The organism is Flavobacterium aquidurense, assembly GCF_002217195.1.
GTDB classification, from domain to species: Bacteria; Bacteroidota; Bacteroidia; order Flavobacteriales; family Flavobacteriaceae; genus Flavobacterium; species Flavobacterium frigidimaris.
Map to the genome: position 1 here is coordinate 201,832 of NZ_MUGR01000001.1, position 17,080 is coordinate 218,911.

At 37.2% G+C, this 17,080-nt stretch carries 8 protein-coding genes; all 8 read left to right on the forward strand.

Annotated features, from left to right (window positions below):
• The first annotated feature begins 230 nt into the window (after positions 1–230).
• The 8 genes from B0A67_RS00895 to B0A67_RS00930 all read left to right on the forward strand — a co-directional run bounded on the left by B0A67_RS00895 (position 231) and on the right by B0A67_RS00930 (position 17,043).
• Positions 231–3,383 (forward strand): SusC/RagA family TonB-linked outer membrane protein, encoded by a 3,153-nt coding sequence (locus B0A67_RS00895; protein ID WP_072953664.1) that lies wholly within the window; start codon positions 231–233, stop codon positions 3,381–3,383.
• 17 nt (positions 3,384–3,400) lie between these two features.
• A complete protein-coding gene (locus B0A67_RS00900) occupies positions 3,401–5,287 on the forward strand; it encodes a RagB/SusD family nutrient uptake outer membrane protein (protein WP_072953666.1) in 1,887 nt (628 codons plus the stop codon).
• A 57-nt stretch (positions 5,288–5,344) separates the two neighbouring features.
• Complete coding sequence (locus tag B0A67_RS00905) at positions 5,345–5,680, forward strand: hypothetical protein (RefSeq protein ID WP_072953668.1); 336 nt, start codon at positions 5,345–5,347, stop codon at positions 5,678–5,680.
• 129 nt (positions 5,681–5,809) lie between these two features.
• Entirely contained in the window at positions 5,810–6,766 is a 957-nt protein-coding gene (locus B0A67_RS00910; protein WP_072953670.1) for an ROK family protein, read from the forward strand.
• A gap of 500 nt (positions 6,767–7,266) precedes the next feature.
• Positions 7,267–8,646 (forward strand): sulfatase family protein, encoded by a 1,380-nt coding sequence (locus B0A67_RS00915; RefSeq protein ID WP_072953672.1) that lies wholly within the window; start codon positions 7,267–7,269, stop codon positions 8,644–8,646.
• A 21-nt stretch (positions 8,647–8,667) separates the two neighbouring features.
• The gene (locus B0A67_RS00920; protein WP_072953674.1) at positions 8,668–11,346 is read left to right on the forward strand and encodes a DUF4962 domain-containing protein; all 2,679 of its coding nucleotides are present in this window, start codon (positions 8,668–8,670) and stop codon (positions 11,344–11,346) included.
• A 281-nt stretch (positions 11,347–11,627) separates the two neighbouring features.
• Entirely contained in the window at positions 11,628–15,671 is a 4,044-nt protein-coding gene (locus B0A67_RS00925; protein ID WP_072954224.1) for a hybrid sensor histidine kinase/response regulator transcription factor, read from the forward strand.
• A gap of 241 nt (positions 15,672–15,912) precedes the next feature.
• Positions 15,913–17,043, forward strand: coding sequence for a DUF4861 family protein (locus B0A67_RS00930; protein WP_089069491.1), 1,131 nt, complete (start codon positions 15,913–15,915; stop codon positions 17,041–17,043).
• Positions 17,044–17,080: the final 37 nt, after the last annotated feature.

The following is a 17,080-nucleotide window of genomic DNA, read 5'->3' on the forward strand; positions in this document are numbered from 1 at the left end:
GAGTGATTGGCAAAATGAAACTAGTAAGTACATTCATCATAAGTACATTCATCATTTTATTCCGAAAGCAATTTCGAAATATCATTCAAATCCCTGCCGGAATCATTTGATAGACATCACCTGACCTTGCAGTAAAATAGTGGCTGATTTATTTGGCAAGACGAAAACTCAACTTAAATAACATCAATAGGAATTAAATCTCAAAGCTTATTCCGATTAAAAAAAAAATTATGAAAAGGACTCTATTTTTATTTTTGTTGCTGGCAACTTGTAAAGTGATGTACGGGCAGGATATTATTACCGTAAAAGGTGTAGTGACTGATGCCCAAAGCATGCCGCTGCCGGGAGCCACCGTTTCTGAAAAAGGAACCAAAAACAGCACCGTAACTTCTATAGACGGTGATTACCAAATCAAGGTAAAGCCTAATGCTACTTTGGTTTTCTCTTTTATGGGAACAAAATCAAGTGAACAAAAGGTCAATAACAAAACCCTTATCAATACAAAATTGCTTGATGACACGAATAATCTTAATGAGGTAGTTGTAGTAGGTTACGGTACCAAAACCAGAAAAGATCTTACCGGTGCAATATCTTCAGTAAAAGGTCAGGAATTATCGAAAATTCCGGTGCAAAACGTTGCTCAGGCTTTGCAAGGACGTATTGCAGGTATGCAGGTAACAATGTCTGACGGAACACCGGGAGCCCAGCCTTCACTTAGAATTCGAGGCGGAACTTCAATCACTCAAAGCAACGAACCTTTGTATGTGGTTGACGGTGTGGCGCAAACAGGCGGACTGGCTTTCCTGGATCCTATGGATATTGAATCTATAGATGTTCTAAAAGATGCAGCATCTACTTCTATTTATGGTGCCCAAGGTGCAAACGGAGTGGTTTTGGTAACTACCAAGCAAGCCAAAGGCGGGAAATTAACCATTAGCTATGATGCCTATGGCGGAATTAAAACACTGGCCAAAAAACTTCCGGTTTTGAATCCTTACCAATACACCCAATTATTATATGAATCGGCAACTGATGCTGCAAGACTGCAAAAATTCACCAATGTTTTTGGCGAGTACAGCGAACTTGAAGGGCTTTATAAAGACAGAAAAGGTATCGACTGGCAAGAGGAAGTTTTTGGAGATGCGGTAGAAAGTCAATATCATAAAATTAGTATTAGCGGAGGCGAAAATGACACTAAATACAATGCTTTTTATTCGGTCAATAATGATCAGGGAATTATGTTAGGAAGTGCTTCTGTAAAGAATATTGCAAAACTAAATGTCACTAATACAATCAGTAAAAAGTTTTCGGTTAATGCTATTGTCAATTACTCCAATCAAAAAGTAACAGGTTTGTCTACAGGCGATGGTGGAAATGCAAGATTAAGCATGCTGCAAAATGTATTGCAATACCGACCAACAATTGGAAAATTTGGATCTGATGAAGATCTTAAAACCTTATTTTTAGACCCATTAGACAATCTGGATTCACCAACATTACAAAGTCCGCTGGTTACAATCGACAGTCAAAAAAGAGAGGCTGTTACCAGAGCTATCAATCTAAGCTTACAGTTACAGTACAATATTACTCCTAATTTAGTCTATCGAGGTTTAATCAGTTACAACGACAATAGTGTAAAAAGCAAATTTTTTAACGACTTTAGAGGTATTCAGGCCATCAGAAACGGCGGGCCAAATGCCGGAGTTACACATAATCTTTCTACTCGTTTAAACTACAATAACGTTTTAACGTATACAAAAACATTCAAAAAAAATCACAAATTCGATGCAACGGTAGGACAGGAATACATTTATAATTATGCCGAAGGACTTACAGCAACTGCAACTGCTTTTCCGGATGTAAATTTAGGCTGGGACAAATTACAATTAGGAACCATAGCGGGAATGCCTACTACTTTTGCCGAAGATGATAAATTGCTTTCTTTCTTTGGAAAAACAAACTACTCCTACAAAAACAGGTATTTATTTGCAGCCAGTTTAAGAGCAGACGGTTCCTCTAAATTTGGAACTGAAAATCAATGGGGCTATTTTCCATCAGTATCTGTAGCCTGGAGAGTGATCGAAGAAAATTTCATGAAAAAACTTCCTGTTTTTTCTGACATGAAATTGCGTTTAAGTTATGGTGAAGCCGGAAATAACAGGATTGCTAATTATGCCGCTTTAGGGATTTTTGATTCAGGATCTTATCCGTTAAACAATCAAACCAATATCACGGCATTTCAAAGTAATTTACCAAATCCTTACCTGAAATGGGAAGCTACAAAATCGACCAACATTGGTTTTGATTTAGGTTTCTTTAATCAAAGAATCTCACTTACAACAGAGATGTATGACAATCGTTCTAAAGATTTATTATACAATACACGTGTTCCTGCGAGTTCAGGATTTAAAAAACAGTTTCAGAACATAGGGGCAACTTCAAACAAAGGAATCGAGTTTACATTGAATACAATAAATGTTAGAAATGATAATTTTAACTGGAGTACCACTTTTAATATCGCTTTTAATAAAACAAAAGTACTGGCTTTAAGCGAAGGCGAAAATTATTTGATTACCAATAGTTATACAGATAAAAACGATTATATCCTACAAGTAGGAAAATCAGTTGGTACCATGTACGGCTACGTGAGAGATGGTTTGTATCAGGTAAATGATTTTGATTATAATCCTGCGACAAGTGCCTATACTTTAAAAACTGGCGTGGTAAGCGATAATATTGTTGTACAGCCGGGATTCATTAAATTTAAAGACATTAGCGGTCCAAATGGAACTCCTGACGGTGTAATCAATGATTTGGACAGAACTGCTATTGGCGATGCAAATCCTAAATATACAGGAGGTCTTAATAATACTTTTAGCTATAAAGGAATTGACCTAAGTATATTTCTTGATTTTACCGTTGGAAATGATATTTACAACGCTAACGTATTAAACAATTCAAGATTAAATTTGGACAATCTAAACACCTTTGCTATTTATGCCGACAGATGGACTACTATTAATGCAGCAGGACAACGCGTAACAGATCCTACAGAACTGGCAGCGCTGAATATAGGCAAAACCAATCCGGCTTTTAACGGTAACACTACCGGACGTTTGTACAGCGATATCATAGAAGACGGTTCGTTTTTAAGAATTAACAATATAAGCCTTGGTTACACTTTACCAAAAGAATGGTTGAAAAAATCGAAAATTTCTAATTTAAGAATCTATTTTACTGCCTATAACCTATATGTATTTACAAAATATTCAGGATATGATCCCGAAGTAAGCGTGATTAATAATGCCATAACAAGAGGAGTCGATTTTAGCGCTTATCCGCGAAGCAAATCCTTTATTACAGGTTTAAATATTTCACTATAATTTAAAGTTTAAAAAAGATGAAAAAATATATATTTTCCCGCAGAATGATACTAGCAGCAGGTATTACCTGTCTCCTATTGCCTCTTAATTCCTGTGATAAAGAACTGGAAGTTACCCCTTACTCCTACTTTACAACGGCTAACTTTTTCTCTGATGTTAATGAAGCCAACATGGCAACTTTAGGAGTTTACGAATCGATGTCGTCCCTGGATAGTTATGGATGGAATATTTCGCTAATTTTTGATGCCGATACAGATGTAATGCAAATGACAGGAATTGGTGCAGATGACTGGCGTACAATAGCCCATTATCAGGGAATTTCGCAAACTACCACTTTCTATACCGCATGGAGTAAATTGTATGAAGGTATAGACAGAGCAAATGTAGTCATCGAAAGAATCCCACAAATGGATTTATTTACTAACGGAACTAATATAGAAAAAGCACAACTGTACATCATGCTTGGTGAAGCTAAATTCCTGCGTGGTTTCTATTACTCTGAGCTAGTTCGTTTATGGGGCGATGTTCCTTTTAAAACAAAAAGCTCACAATCAGGAGATAACCTAAAAGTGGGTTTGGTTGATCGTTATGAGATTTATACGCAAATTATAAAAGACATGACAGAAGCTTCATTATTATTACCGGAACAAAACCCAACAACTGAGCGTATTAATAAATGGGCTGCAAAAGCAATGTTGGCAAGAGTAGCTTTGTTTGCCGGCGGATATTCTTTAGCAGCAGACGGAACTTCAAAACGTCCTTCTAATTATAAAGAATATTACCAATTAGCGCAAAAACAGATTAATGATGTAATGGCTCAAAATCCGTACAAATTAAATCCGTCTTATTCTAAAGTTTTCAAAAACCAGTGCCAGCATGTTTTAGAACCTACAGAAAATATTTTTCAGGTTGCTTTTTACAATCCTTCCGGAAATTTAGGAAATGCATCGTGGGTAGGCAATTTTAATGGTCCTGCAACTGCAAACGGACTTTATCCGTCGAATATATCAAGATGTCTGGTGCCAAAACCATTTTACAATAGCTTTAATGCAGCTGATCAGCGCAGGGATTTTTCTATTGCCACCTATTCTATAAATAGTTTAGGAAATAAATTACCGCTTTTAACCACCAATCAGGACGAAAGATGGACTATAGGAAAATGGAGCAGAGAATATCAGACCAATGCAACTGCCGAAAGAGTTTACACGCACATCAATTGGGTAATCATGCGATATTCTGATTTACTTTTAATGCGTGCCGAGGTAGAAAATGAACTAAACGAAGGTCCAAATGCCATTGCTTACGATGCCGTAAATCAGGTGCGAAAAAGAGCTTTTGGAGCCGATATTCAGGGAAGCGGAATTGCTGTTGATATTAAAACCAAAGGAACAGGATATACAAATGCAGCCAATGTTGTCATTCAGATCAATGGCGGTGGCGGCTCTGATGCTTCGGCAGCTGTGGTTACACTTGCCAGTGGAGGTATAAACACTATTGGTATGTTACGCTCGGGAGATGGTTATACTTCTGTGCCAACCGTAACAATTACAAGTACAGACGGAAAAGGAACCGGAGCAACAGCAACAGCAAGACTATTAACAAAACCAACAACTGACCAAATAAATTTGCCAACGGGCCTTAGCAAAGAGAACTTTCTTAAAGCCCTGCAACAAGAAAGAGCCTGGGAACTTTCCGGCGAAGGAATGCGAAGAGCTGATTTAATCAGATGGGGGATTTTGGGCGATAAACTAGCTGAAACAAGTGCCGCAGTAAAAGCAATCCGTGCTACTTACTTCTTTCCTTCGATTACTAATTTTGTAGCAGGAAAGCATGAATTGTATCCGTTTCCGCAAAATGAAACCGATGTGAATAAGAACATTACACGTCAAAATCCAAAGTATTAAATCTCTTAGTTTCTATGTGTTTAATAAAAATATTCATTTTATAAATTTAAAGTAATTATGAAAAAGATAGTATTAACATTCAGTTTCATCCTTATAGTTTCGGTTACGTTTGCACAAAACAAACCTAAAGACATGAAAGTATTAAGAGATTCTGTTTTTACAGTCATGAAACTGAGCAAAGTAAACAGGCAAAAAATGCACGATTTAATTGCAGAAAACGGAAAAGGTCAAAAAGCAATTAAAGACGATCCTGCACTTTTTTATGACCAGAGACAAGAAAAACTGGAAGTCTGGAAAAAAGACATAACCACAAAAGAAAAAGAAATTTTAACTCCGGAACAATTTCAGATTTGGAGGGACTTTGCGAAATCTGTAAATAAACCTAAATCATAATAGGGATACTCTTAAAATACGCCCTCATTTTTTTTAGAAAATTAATCGATTTTTGGACATTAATGCAGAACTTGCCGTTCTGCATTAATTGTTTACAGGAGAAGATAAAATAATAATAAAATTAGCATTATGAATATCATAAACGATACACCACAATCATACGCAATAGGGATAGATATAGGTGGTACTTCACTTAAATGTGGTGTTGTAAATGAACTTGGAGAAATCCTTTTTTCGTTTTTAGTTTCCCTTAGCGAAGCAAAAACAGAAGAAGAAATTATAAACCTGATTGTCAATGCCATTACACAATGTACGGATCAATTGGGTGAACCTATAACAGGTATCGGAATTGGTTTTCCCGGTCTGATAGAAAATGACGTAATTGTGGGAGGCGGAGTTAACTTACCCGGTTTTGAACAATTGCCTTTAGGGAAAATTCTAAATGACTTAACCGGTCACAATATCGTAATTGACAATGACGCCAACTTAATGGGACTTGCCGAAGTAATGTATGGTGCAGCAAAAGACAGCGATGATGCTATTTTTCTCACCATTGGTACCGGAATTGGCGGTGCTATCATGATCGATAAAAAACTTTTTGGAGGTTACAAAAACCGTGGAGCAGAATTAGGGCACACCGTGATTCAGCAAAACGGAATACAATGTGCCTGTGGCGGACGCGGCTGTTTAGAATCCTATGCTTCTGTCACTGCTCTAATCAAGTATTATAAATCTCAAAATACATCAGCAGAAGACAATATAGACGGCAAAACGATCATCGAAAAATATCTTGCCGGCGAAGATCACGCCATCAAAACCATGCAGCACCATTTTGATTATCTGGCTGGCGGAATCGTGAATTGTGTAAACATATTCAGTCCCCAAAAAGTAATCATTGGCGGCGGAATCAGCGAAGCAGGTCAGTTTTATATTGATGAATTAACCCAAAGAGTAAAAGAGACTGCAATTCCGGTTTCTTTCTCCAATACAGAAATCGTAGCCGCCACGCTAGGCAATAAAGCCGGTTTATTAGGCGCTTGTGCTAATGCTTTCCAGAAATTCAAGAAAACGGAATACGCAGTATAATAAAGGCTTTCTTCAAATGTAATATTGCAAAGACGCAAGGTTTAATTTCAGAAAAGGCTTTAGCTAAACTATTCGGTTTGGCAAAAGTCTTTTTCTATTTAAATCTAAATTCCCTCGGTTAAAGCTACAGGTATGCAAAATAAAACTTTGCGCCTTTGCATCTTTGCGTGATTATTCTTTTTTTTTCCCCACAAATTTCACAAATCTAAACGAATTATAAATTTGCTGCTTTGAAAAAATCTGCAAAATCTGCAGGAAACTAACTTTGCGCCTTCGCGTCTTTGCGAGATTAAAAAAAACTTTGCGAACTTTGCGTAAACCTTTGCGGACTTTGCGGTTAAGCCCGTTACGAATTTCAAGAACACCTTATTTTTAAAGCTTTTAGCTAAAATTAATATCATTTTACACAAATTCAAAACCTTATTAGAACATAGATTACTACATTCGTTTTGCATTTAACAGTGTAAAAACCAAAAAACAATCTATTAAACCAGGTCGATATGATGTTTCAAAAAAACATATTTTTTATATGGCTTTTCATGGTATTGAATATTCCATTTTTAAGTAATGCCCAAACCGCTGAACGCCCCAATATTCTGATTATCATGACCGACCAGCAAACTGCTGATGCCATGAGTATTGCCGGAAACAAATATTTGCATACACCCGCAATGGATAAATTGGCGCAAAACGGAGTTCGGTTTACCAAAGCCTACTGCGCACAGCCCTTATGTTCCCCATCACGTTCTGCTATAATGAGCGGGAAAATGCCTTTTGAAAATGGCTTTATCGGAAACGCTCCCGAGAAAGACGGCCAATGGCCGGATGATTTATTAATGATGGGGAAAATTTTCCAGAACGGAGGTTACAAAACCGGTTATGTCGGCAAATGGCACTTACCTGTTCCTACTTCCAAAAAAAGCCAGCATGGTTTTGATTATATCGAAAACACCAATTTCCAGGATTACAATGATGCGGCAACACCTTCGTTCTGTGCCCGTTTTATCAAAGAGAATAAAAACACACCATTTTTATTGGTTGCTTCATTTTTAAATCCGCATGACATTTGTGAATGGGCACGCGGAGAAGATCTGAAAATGGATGTTCTGGAAAATGCACCACCGGCAGATCAATGTCCGCCTTTGCCAGCCAACTGGAAAATACCGGAAAACGAACCCAAAATTGTCCGTGATCAGCAAAAAGTAAGTTTCAGAACCTATCCCACTGTCAATTGGACTCCCGATCAATGGCGTCAATACCGTTGGGCGTACAATCGTCTGGTAGAAAAAGCAGACAGTTATATCGAAATGGTTTTGGCTTCTTTAAAAAAATACAATATCGAAAAGAATACCATCATTATTTTTACGGCCGATCACGGTGACGGATATGCAGGTCACAGCTGGAACCAGAAACAGATTTTATACGAAGAATCAGCTAAAATACCTTTCATCATTTCGAAAATAGGCCAATGGAAACCACGTACAGATGATCAGTTAGTTTGCAATGGAATAGATATTATGCCAACAATCTGCGGATTTACCGGAATTACAAAACCAGCTTACTTAAAAGGAATTGACATCAGTAAAAAAATAGAAAATCCAGCCCTTAAACTACGTGATACTTTAGTCATCGAAACTGATTTTGCAGATAACGAAGAGCTTCTAAACATTAGCGGACGAGCTGTAATTACTAAAGATTATAAATATATTGTGTACAACAAAGGCGATCTGAAAGAACAGCTTTTCAATCTCTCGACAGATCCGGGCGAAATCACCAATCTGGCAGTAAATAAAACCTATAAAAAAGAACTCATTGCCATGCGCCGTTATTTAAAACAATGGTGCAAAACAAATGGAGATTCTTTTGTGTCAGGATTATAATTTTATTAAAAAATAACTTTTATGAAAAAAACATATACAGTACTACTATCCTTTTTGGTACTTTCTGTCTTCGCTCAGCAGCAACCTGCAATGATAAAGTTAACGGCAGAAAAACTGCATTCAAGAGTACGTGAATGGCCCTATCCGGTAAACGGAATCACAGTTCCTACCAACGCTCCTGCCCTGCTTTGGCCTGCAACCAACGGCAAAGAAATGGTGAAACCAATGGAAAGCGGCAGTGACATTCCCGAAGATCCAAATATTGGCAATATACGCTACAAAGTAATGTTGTCCAGCGATAAAAACTTCAACAAAGATTTGCTTACTAGTTCTGAACAGCGTTGGGCCGTTTATCCTCTGCATCAGGCATTAAAATCCGGAAAATGGTACTGGAAATATGGTTATGCTTTAAAAGGCAGCAACCAATGGACATGGTCGCCTGTTTACGATTTTGTAATTGATGCAAAATACGCTGATCAAAAAGTATCTCCCCCAATAAGTACAGTTCTGAAACGAAACGAAGGCTCGCATCCGCTTTTATGGGATATGAACCGAATCGGTGAGGATTTCTATAAAAACAATCTGGAAAATCCCGAAGCTAAAAAGTTCATCGCTTTCGCGGAAAAACTAATGCTGGCACCACTTCCAACAGAAAAACCACAAAGAGTAATTGATACAACAGGCAAAACCAAATTAGAGAAAAAGATTATTGTAGAAAGAATGTACCACGGCTTTGGTGATGCTGTTGGGAATCCGGTTCGTAATTTATGCATTGCTTATCAACTGACTAAAGACAAACGTTTTATTCTTGATGCAAAGAGAAGAGCCCTGAATATCGCCAACATGAATCCTGACGGATTAGCAACAGGCGATGATTTTACAAGCGGTGCAGTACTGGAAGCACTAGGATGGTTCTACGATACAGGATATGATTTTTTAACGCCAGCGGAAAAAGAAACATTCAAAAACATCATTACTATAAGAGCAAGAAGAGTTTACAATCATTTGCCTAACCGTTTTGAGCTGCATGTAAGTGACAATCACGTTTGGCAAATTACCTTACGCAATTTAGCCATTGCCACGGTTGCCGTAATCAATGATGTTCCTGAAGCCAAAGAATGGCTTACCTATATGTATGAAGTCTGGTCAGCACGTTTTCCGGTACTGGGTACTACAGATGGCGGCTGGCACGAAGGAAATGGTTATTTCAGAGTCAACTTTAAGTCGATTATTTACTTATCTCAAATGTTCGGAGATTTTAGCGGTGTTGATTATTTTAAATTACCATGGATGGAAAATCTTCCGTATTATATGTTATATACACATCCAAATGGCGCTGCAAGTACAGCAATTGGCGACATGTGGGAAAACATTCCTTATATCGTAAAAGGCGAAGCCTGGTTTGCAGATGCCTTAACTTATAAAATGAATAATCCGTATTTAAACTGGTATGTTGGCGAAATAAAAAGAGATTATCCAAGCTATTATCACGGTACAGATGATTTCTTATTCTTTAGATTATTAAGCTATAAGCCTAACAGAAATTTACCGGCAGCTTCCCCTGCTGACCTGCCTAAAACACGCAAATTTGGCGATGTTGGTGTCGTTGCCATGCATGAAGATTTAGCTCATGCCAATAAAACATTAAGCAGTTATTTGTTTAGCAGTCCGTTTGGTTCTTCGGGACACGGACACGCTTCTCAGAATGCTTTTACCATCAATTACAAAGGAAAAGTAATCTTTGGCGGAACTGGGTATTACAGTAATTTTAGCGACAAACACAACCTTTTGTATTACAGAACTTCAAAAGCCTACAATACCATTTTGGCAGATAGTCTGAATCAGAAACTGGGTGAAGAAGGTTACGGATGGATTCCGAGAGCTATTTCAGGAAAACACATTCAATATGCTTTGGGCGATGCCAGTAATGCTTACGGCGAAATAAAAAGTGATTTTTGGCTCGGCAGATTCAAACAAATCAATGTGGTACCAGGCAAAGCTAACGGTTACGGGGAATCAGGCGTAACTTTGTACCGCAGACATATGCTGCAATTACAAGGCGGATATATTGTATTGTACGACGAATTAGAAGCCAAAAGTCCTGTAAAATGGACCACGCAGTTTCACTGTCCGTACTATACCATCGAAGGAGAAAATTCGGCGAATGCCAAACAGCAAAACTTCATTGTAAAAACAGATTTAGGAAATGTCAATGCAAGTGTATTTGCAAATTCTCCTTTAAAAATGGCAGTACATAACAAATTTTACGAAGCTGCCGTTAACTGGAATAAAGTCACCAATGATGAAGGTCAGATCAAAGATTTTAAAGATCAATGGCACGCCGGAATTACTTCTGAATCCAAACAAAAATTCAGGTTTTTAACCATTATACAAATTAAAGACGGCAAAACAGAAGTGATTAAAACCATCTCAAACAACAGCGGTTTATCAAACTTACAAGTTGGAGACTGGAATATTCAGGTGCAATTAGACGGAGAAAAACCTGCTGCATTACAAGTTTCGGGCAAAACGGCAAAATCACTATTTAGCTACGGAAATCTGCCAATTCAATTTGAAGGAAAAGCATATACTCCTAAAATTACAGGAAGTTCGGTTGTATTAGAAATTGATGATAATAAAGTTAATAAACAAGAAGCCGTAGATGAATTACCGGATGTTGCCCAATACGATAAAAATTAAAAAGAATAAGATGTTTAGTTTTTCTATAAATTAGAGGTGAATTTCTATTATTTCAAAAAAAAGAATGAATAATAATTCGTAGTAAAAATTAAACACATAAAAACATAGATTATTATATACGATAAAAAGGATACTTAAAAGAAATACATTTCCTTCACATAGTTACTTACGCGGGTTTAAAATAAGTGAAACGTCTTTTTTTAGTGACCAAAAAGCTATGTTCCTATGTGTTAAAAAAAAAAGCAGTAAAGCATACAAAAAATAATTATAATACCAATTTCATGAAAAAAAAGATTGCTGTCGTTGCCCTTTTGTGCATTCTTCTTTTCGCGGCCAAAAGCCAAGCGCAAGTTCAGGACCGATATTTCCGTACTATTTCGGTCGATAAAGGCTTGTCGCAAAGTTCCGTTTTTGCCATTCAGCAAGATACGCTCGGTTTTATCTGGATTGGAACTCAGGACGGACTAAATCGCTATGACAGTAAAGGTTTTAAAGTATATCGCCCTGTAAAAAATGTTAAAACAAGCTTACAATCCTATTACATCCGAAGCTTGTTTACCGATCATAAAGGGCAATTGTGGGTTGGCGGCAATCAGGGTATCAGCGTTTACAATTACAACACAGACAGTTTTACCAATTATCAGCTTCCGCGAAGCATTGGCGAATGGTACATCTCGTCGATCACAGAAGACCATCAGCATCAGATCTGGGCTACTTCGATTACCGGCGAAGTCTTTGTTTTAGCTCCTGAAGCTCAAAAATTCACAACCATTAAGTTCAATGCTTCTTCACATGAAATTAAAAAAATTGCCTATATCGGAGTTTGGCAAAAGCATATTCTTTTGGGTACTGATGTTGGTCTTTTTAAACTAAAACCCAATACACATCAACTAATAAAAATAGATTTAGGCGGAAAAACCCCTTATATCAATGATGTTTACATTGACGGAAAAAAATTATGGGTGGCTACAGAAGGTGAAGGCGTAATAAAATATAATGCCGAAAACGGACAGACTTCTTCCCTGCTTCATAACGCCGGAACCAATAGCATTGCCGATAATAACATCAGATGTGTTGGAAAAGATACGGAAGGAAATATCTGGATGGGAACCTTTAAGGGATTGACTATTTTTAACCCGGACAATGATTCATTTAGTAACTACCACCATCAAATCTCGCAGCCTTATACCATTAGTCAAAACTCGGTGCGCTGTTTTTTTAGGGACAAACAAAACGGAATTTGGTTGGGAACCTATTATGGCGGTTTGAATTATTATCATAAAAACGATATCAAGTTTAATCTGTTAAGTCAAAACTCAGGAAAACCTTCTTTAAATGATGAGGTCATTGGTGTCATCAAACAAGATGCTAAAGGCAATTTCTGGATTGGAAGCAACGATAAAGGCATCAACTACTGGAATAAAAACGCCAATACAATTAGCTATTATTCCAACAGCGAAAACAATCCGAATAGTTTAAGTTCTAACAACATCAAAGCAATAGAATTTGACGATAACGGCAATGTTCTTATTGGTACGCACAACGGCGGATTGAATCTACTAAACCCTAACGGCGGTTCTGTACAGCGTTTTAGACATGATGAAAACAATCCCAACACGATTGCCGGAGATTTGGTTTACAGTTTATTAAAAGATTCCAAGGGACGTATCTGGGTAGGAACCAGATCAGGATTGGATCAGTTTCATCCCGAAACCAAAACGTTTACACACATACATTTAGACAAGGCCGGAAAACGCCTGACTTCAGACGATATCACTTTTTTGTTTGAAGACAGTAAACATAGAATCTGGATTGGAACCACAAACGGCGTAACGCTTTTTTATCCGGATACGCAGTTATTTGGAAACATCGGACACGGAAAATTAAGCGACGATATTGTAAACTGCATTACCGAAGATCAAAAACACAGGATCTGGATTGGTACCAGAGAAGGTTTGCGATTGTATGATGAAGCTCAGGAATCTTTTATTAGTTTTAAAGCAGGAAAAGATTTCGTTAAAGAAACCATCTACGGAATAATTCCGGATGATGATGGCAATCTGTGGATTTCGACCAACAGCGGCTTAATCAAATTCAATTCGGACAAAGGTTCTGTTCAGACGTTTGACGAAAGTGACGGTTTACAAAACAAGCAATTTAACGATTATGCTTTCCTTAAAGCAAAAGACGGTATGCTGCTATTTGGCGGTATTAAGGGGATTTCGTATTTCTATCCGTCGATGATCAAACAACAGCCGCTTCCTCTAAAACTAAGTTTTACAGGATTAGAAGTTTTAAATAAAAATGTTGCCGTCGATGATGAAACCGGTATTCTCGAAGAACATATCGATCAGACAAACGAACTGGAGATTGGGCCGGAATACAAACAATTCAGTATCTTTTTTAATACATTCAATTATATTTCCTCAAACCGAACGTACTATTATTATAAGTTAGAAGGAATAGATAAAGACTGGCAGCGTACTGATGAACTCAAAGTGAGTTACAGCAATTTGCCAGCCGGAAAATATAACTTTCAAATTAAGGCTATTGGTCCAAATGGGGAAATGAGCGCTGTTCGTAATCTCAAAATTGTGATTCTGCCGCCCTGGTACAAAACATTATGGTTTTCTTTTCTGTTACTTACAATCGTTAGCGTAGCGATATACATTGGTTTTGAAATTATAAAAGGACGAATAAGAGCCGTTCAGCAATTAAAACTGGAAAGGATTGATAAAGAAAAAGTAAATTATATCAATCAGGTAAAAATGGATTTCTTTACTAATGTATCACATGAATTAAGAACCCCTTTAACCTTGATTTTAGCTCCTTTAGAAGAATTATTAAAAATGCCTTTTGCAGATAAAATTTCCAAAAAGAAACACGAATTAATGTTTATTAATGCAAAACGACTTTACAATTTAGTCGATCAGCTTTTTGAGTTCAGAAAAACCGAAATGGGAACACGACAGCTTAAAGTAGGCAAAGCCGACATTGTTAGTTTTACACAGGAAATTTTTGAATCCTTCAAGCCGCTTTCAGAGAAAAACAGCATTCATTACACCTATCATTCAGAAGAACCACAGCTGCTGTTTTATTTTGATAAAGATGCCATGGAAAAGATTTTGTTTAATCTTTTATCCAACGCCTTTAAATACACCAAAGCAGGACAAAGTATTCATGTCGAATTAGAAAAGAAAAATGATACTGTACAAATAAAGGTCGCCGACACGGGAGTTGGAATTAGCGAAGAAGATTTGTCTAAAGTTTTTGATCGTTTTTACCAGGTCAACAATCGCGAAATGAATTTGGGCTCCGGTGTAGGATTGGCCTTTACGAAACGTTTGGTCGAATTGCATCATGGCGAAATTACTGCCGAAAGTACCATGCAGGAAGGAAGTATTTTTACAGTAACAATTCCAACTTCAGATCAGGTTTATAAAAATGATCAGCAAATTGAAGTGTCAGCTTATAACTTGTCGATCATATCTGATAATGAACTGGAAACAGACGATTCTTTATTGCCGGAAGAAAATGAAGTAACTGAAAGAGATCAGCCCATAAAACTTTTAATTGTTGATGACAACAAAGAGATTTTAGATTATTTGCAGGATTATTTCAGTAAAGTATATGATGTTACCGTGGCTTATGACGGTCAGATGGCCTTAGACCTTTTAGAAATCCAGCCGTTTGACCTTATTATCAGCGACGTTATGATGCCGGAACTCGACGGTCTGCATTTTTGTAAAAAGGTAAAACAAAACATCAATACCTCACACATTCCGCTGATGCTTTTAACAGCCAGAAACGAAACCAGCCAACAGCTTAAAGGATTAGAAATGGGTGCCGACGATTATATCACAAAACCATTTTCGACACCTTTATTGGCTGCAAAAATCACAAATTTGCTGCGTTCCCGTAAACGTTTAAAAGAATATTATTCGGTTGGAAAAGAAATGGTTCCTGAGAATATTGCTTTTAATACACTTGATGAAGAATTTTTAAAACAAGCCATTCAGATTGTCGAAGATCATCTTGCCGATTCTGAATTTTCGGTAGACCAATTCAGCAAAAAAATAGGCATGAGCAGATCAAACCTTTACTTGAAGTTAAAAGCTATAACAGGCGAATCTGCAATGGATTTCATCAAACGAATCCGATTTAAAAAAGCAGTTGAACTCATGCAGAGCAAACGCTACACTATTGCGCAAATCACGTATATGTGCGGTTTTAATTCACCATCTTATTTTTCTACCGCATTCAAACAACATTACGGCTGTATGCCAAGCGAATATTTGGCAAAACTGGAAAACACAAAAGAATAACTGAAACACACAAACAACTATACAATGAAAATCTACAATCGTTCTTCTTAATGAAAATCAGCTAAACCAAGGGCTTCACAAAGCCTAAAATCACTTCCGAATTTTAATTTCAAAAATGATGATCTCGTCTAAATGGTAAATACATTTAGAAATCGGGAAGCCCAAACTATGTCTTTTCGGAACGAAATTATCAAACCTATTTTAATTTAAAAACAGCAAATAATTACACAAAATAACTCTTATGAAAATAATAAAAACCTTCTTTACACTAGCACTTATTTTGCCTTTGACCCTTATGGCACAATCAAAAGCCACTGTTACCATTCAGAATAATTCAACTTTAAACAGAAAAGAAACTTTGATTGCTATTAAATGGGCAACCGTACTTTCCTCCTATCCACAAATTGATACGGCGAACTTTGTGGTGGTTAATCCAAATACAAAAAAACAAATTCCGTTTCAGTTAGAGCATAAAGGAAAAGCTGCTATTCAGAATCTATTGGTACAAGTTGATATTAAAGCAAAATCGTCTATTATTCTTTCAATACAAAAAGGAAAGCCTGAAGTATTTGCTGCAAAAACATATGCGCGTTATGTACCGGAGCGTCTGGATGATTTTGCTTGGGAAAATGACAAAATCGCTTTTCGTGCTTACGGAAAAGCCTTAGAAAAAACAGAAGGCGATGCTTATGGCTACGATGTCTGGGTAAAAAGAACCAATAAATTAGTCTTAAATGACCGCTACAAAAGAAACGACTATCATATCGATCATGGCGACGGATTAGATTACTATCATGTGGGATATACTTTAGGCGCAGGAAACATGGCGCCATACGTAAACGACACCATTCGTTATTCCGGAAATTATCACCATTGGAAAGTACTGGATAATGGTCCGTTGAGATCTACTTTCCAGTTATTATATGACAGCTGGAATGCAGGCAGCATAAAAGTAACTGCCGTAAAAACCATTTCGCTGGATGCCGGTTCTCAACTCAACCGAATTGAAACCGTCTATACATTCAACGATACTAAACCTATGCCTGTTGTAGTTGGAATTATCCGACGCGAAAAAGCAGGTGTAATAGGCCTAAACGAACAACAAGGAATCATGAGTTATTGGGAACCCACTTTTGAGAAAGACGGAACTACAGCTGTTGGTACAATATTAAGCACTCCGGCTGAAAAAATGTGGGTGAATAAAGAGCAGTTATTAACCAGAACTTCGGTTAGAAATAACGAACCTATCGTGTATTATTCCGGTGCTGCGTGGGACAAAGCGGGTCAGATAACCAACTCAAAACAATGGCAGGATTATTTAGATCATTTCAATCAGGAAATTCAAAATCCTTTGATTGTAAGCGTGAAATAAAAAGCTGCGTATAATTTCTTTAACACATCATCAAAAA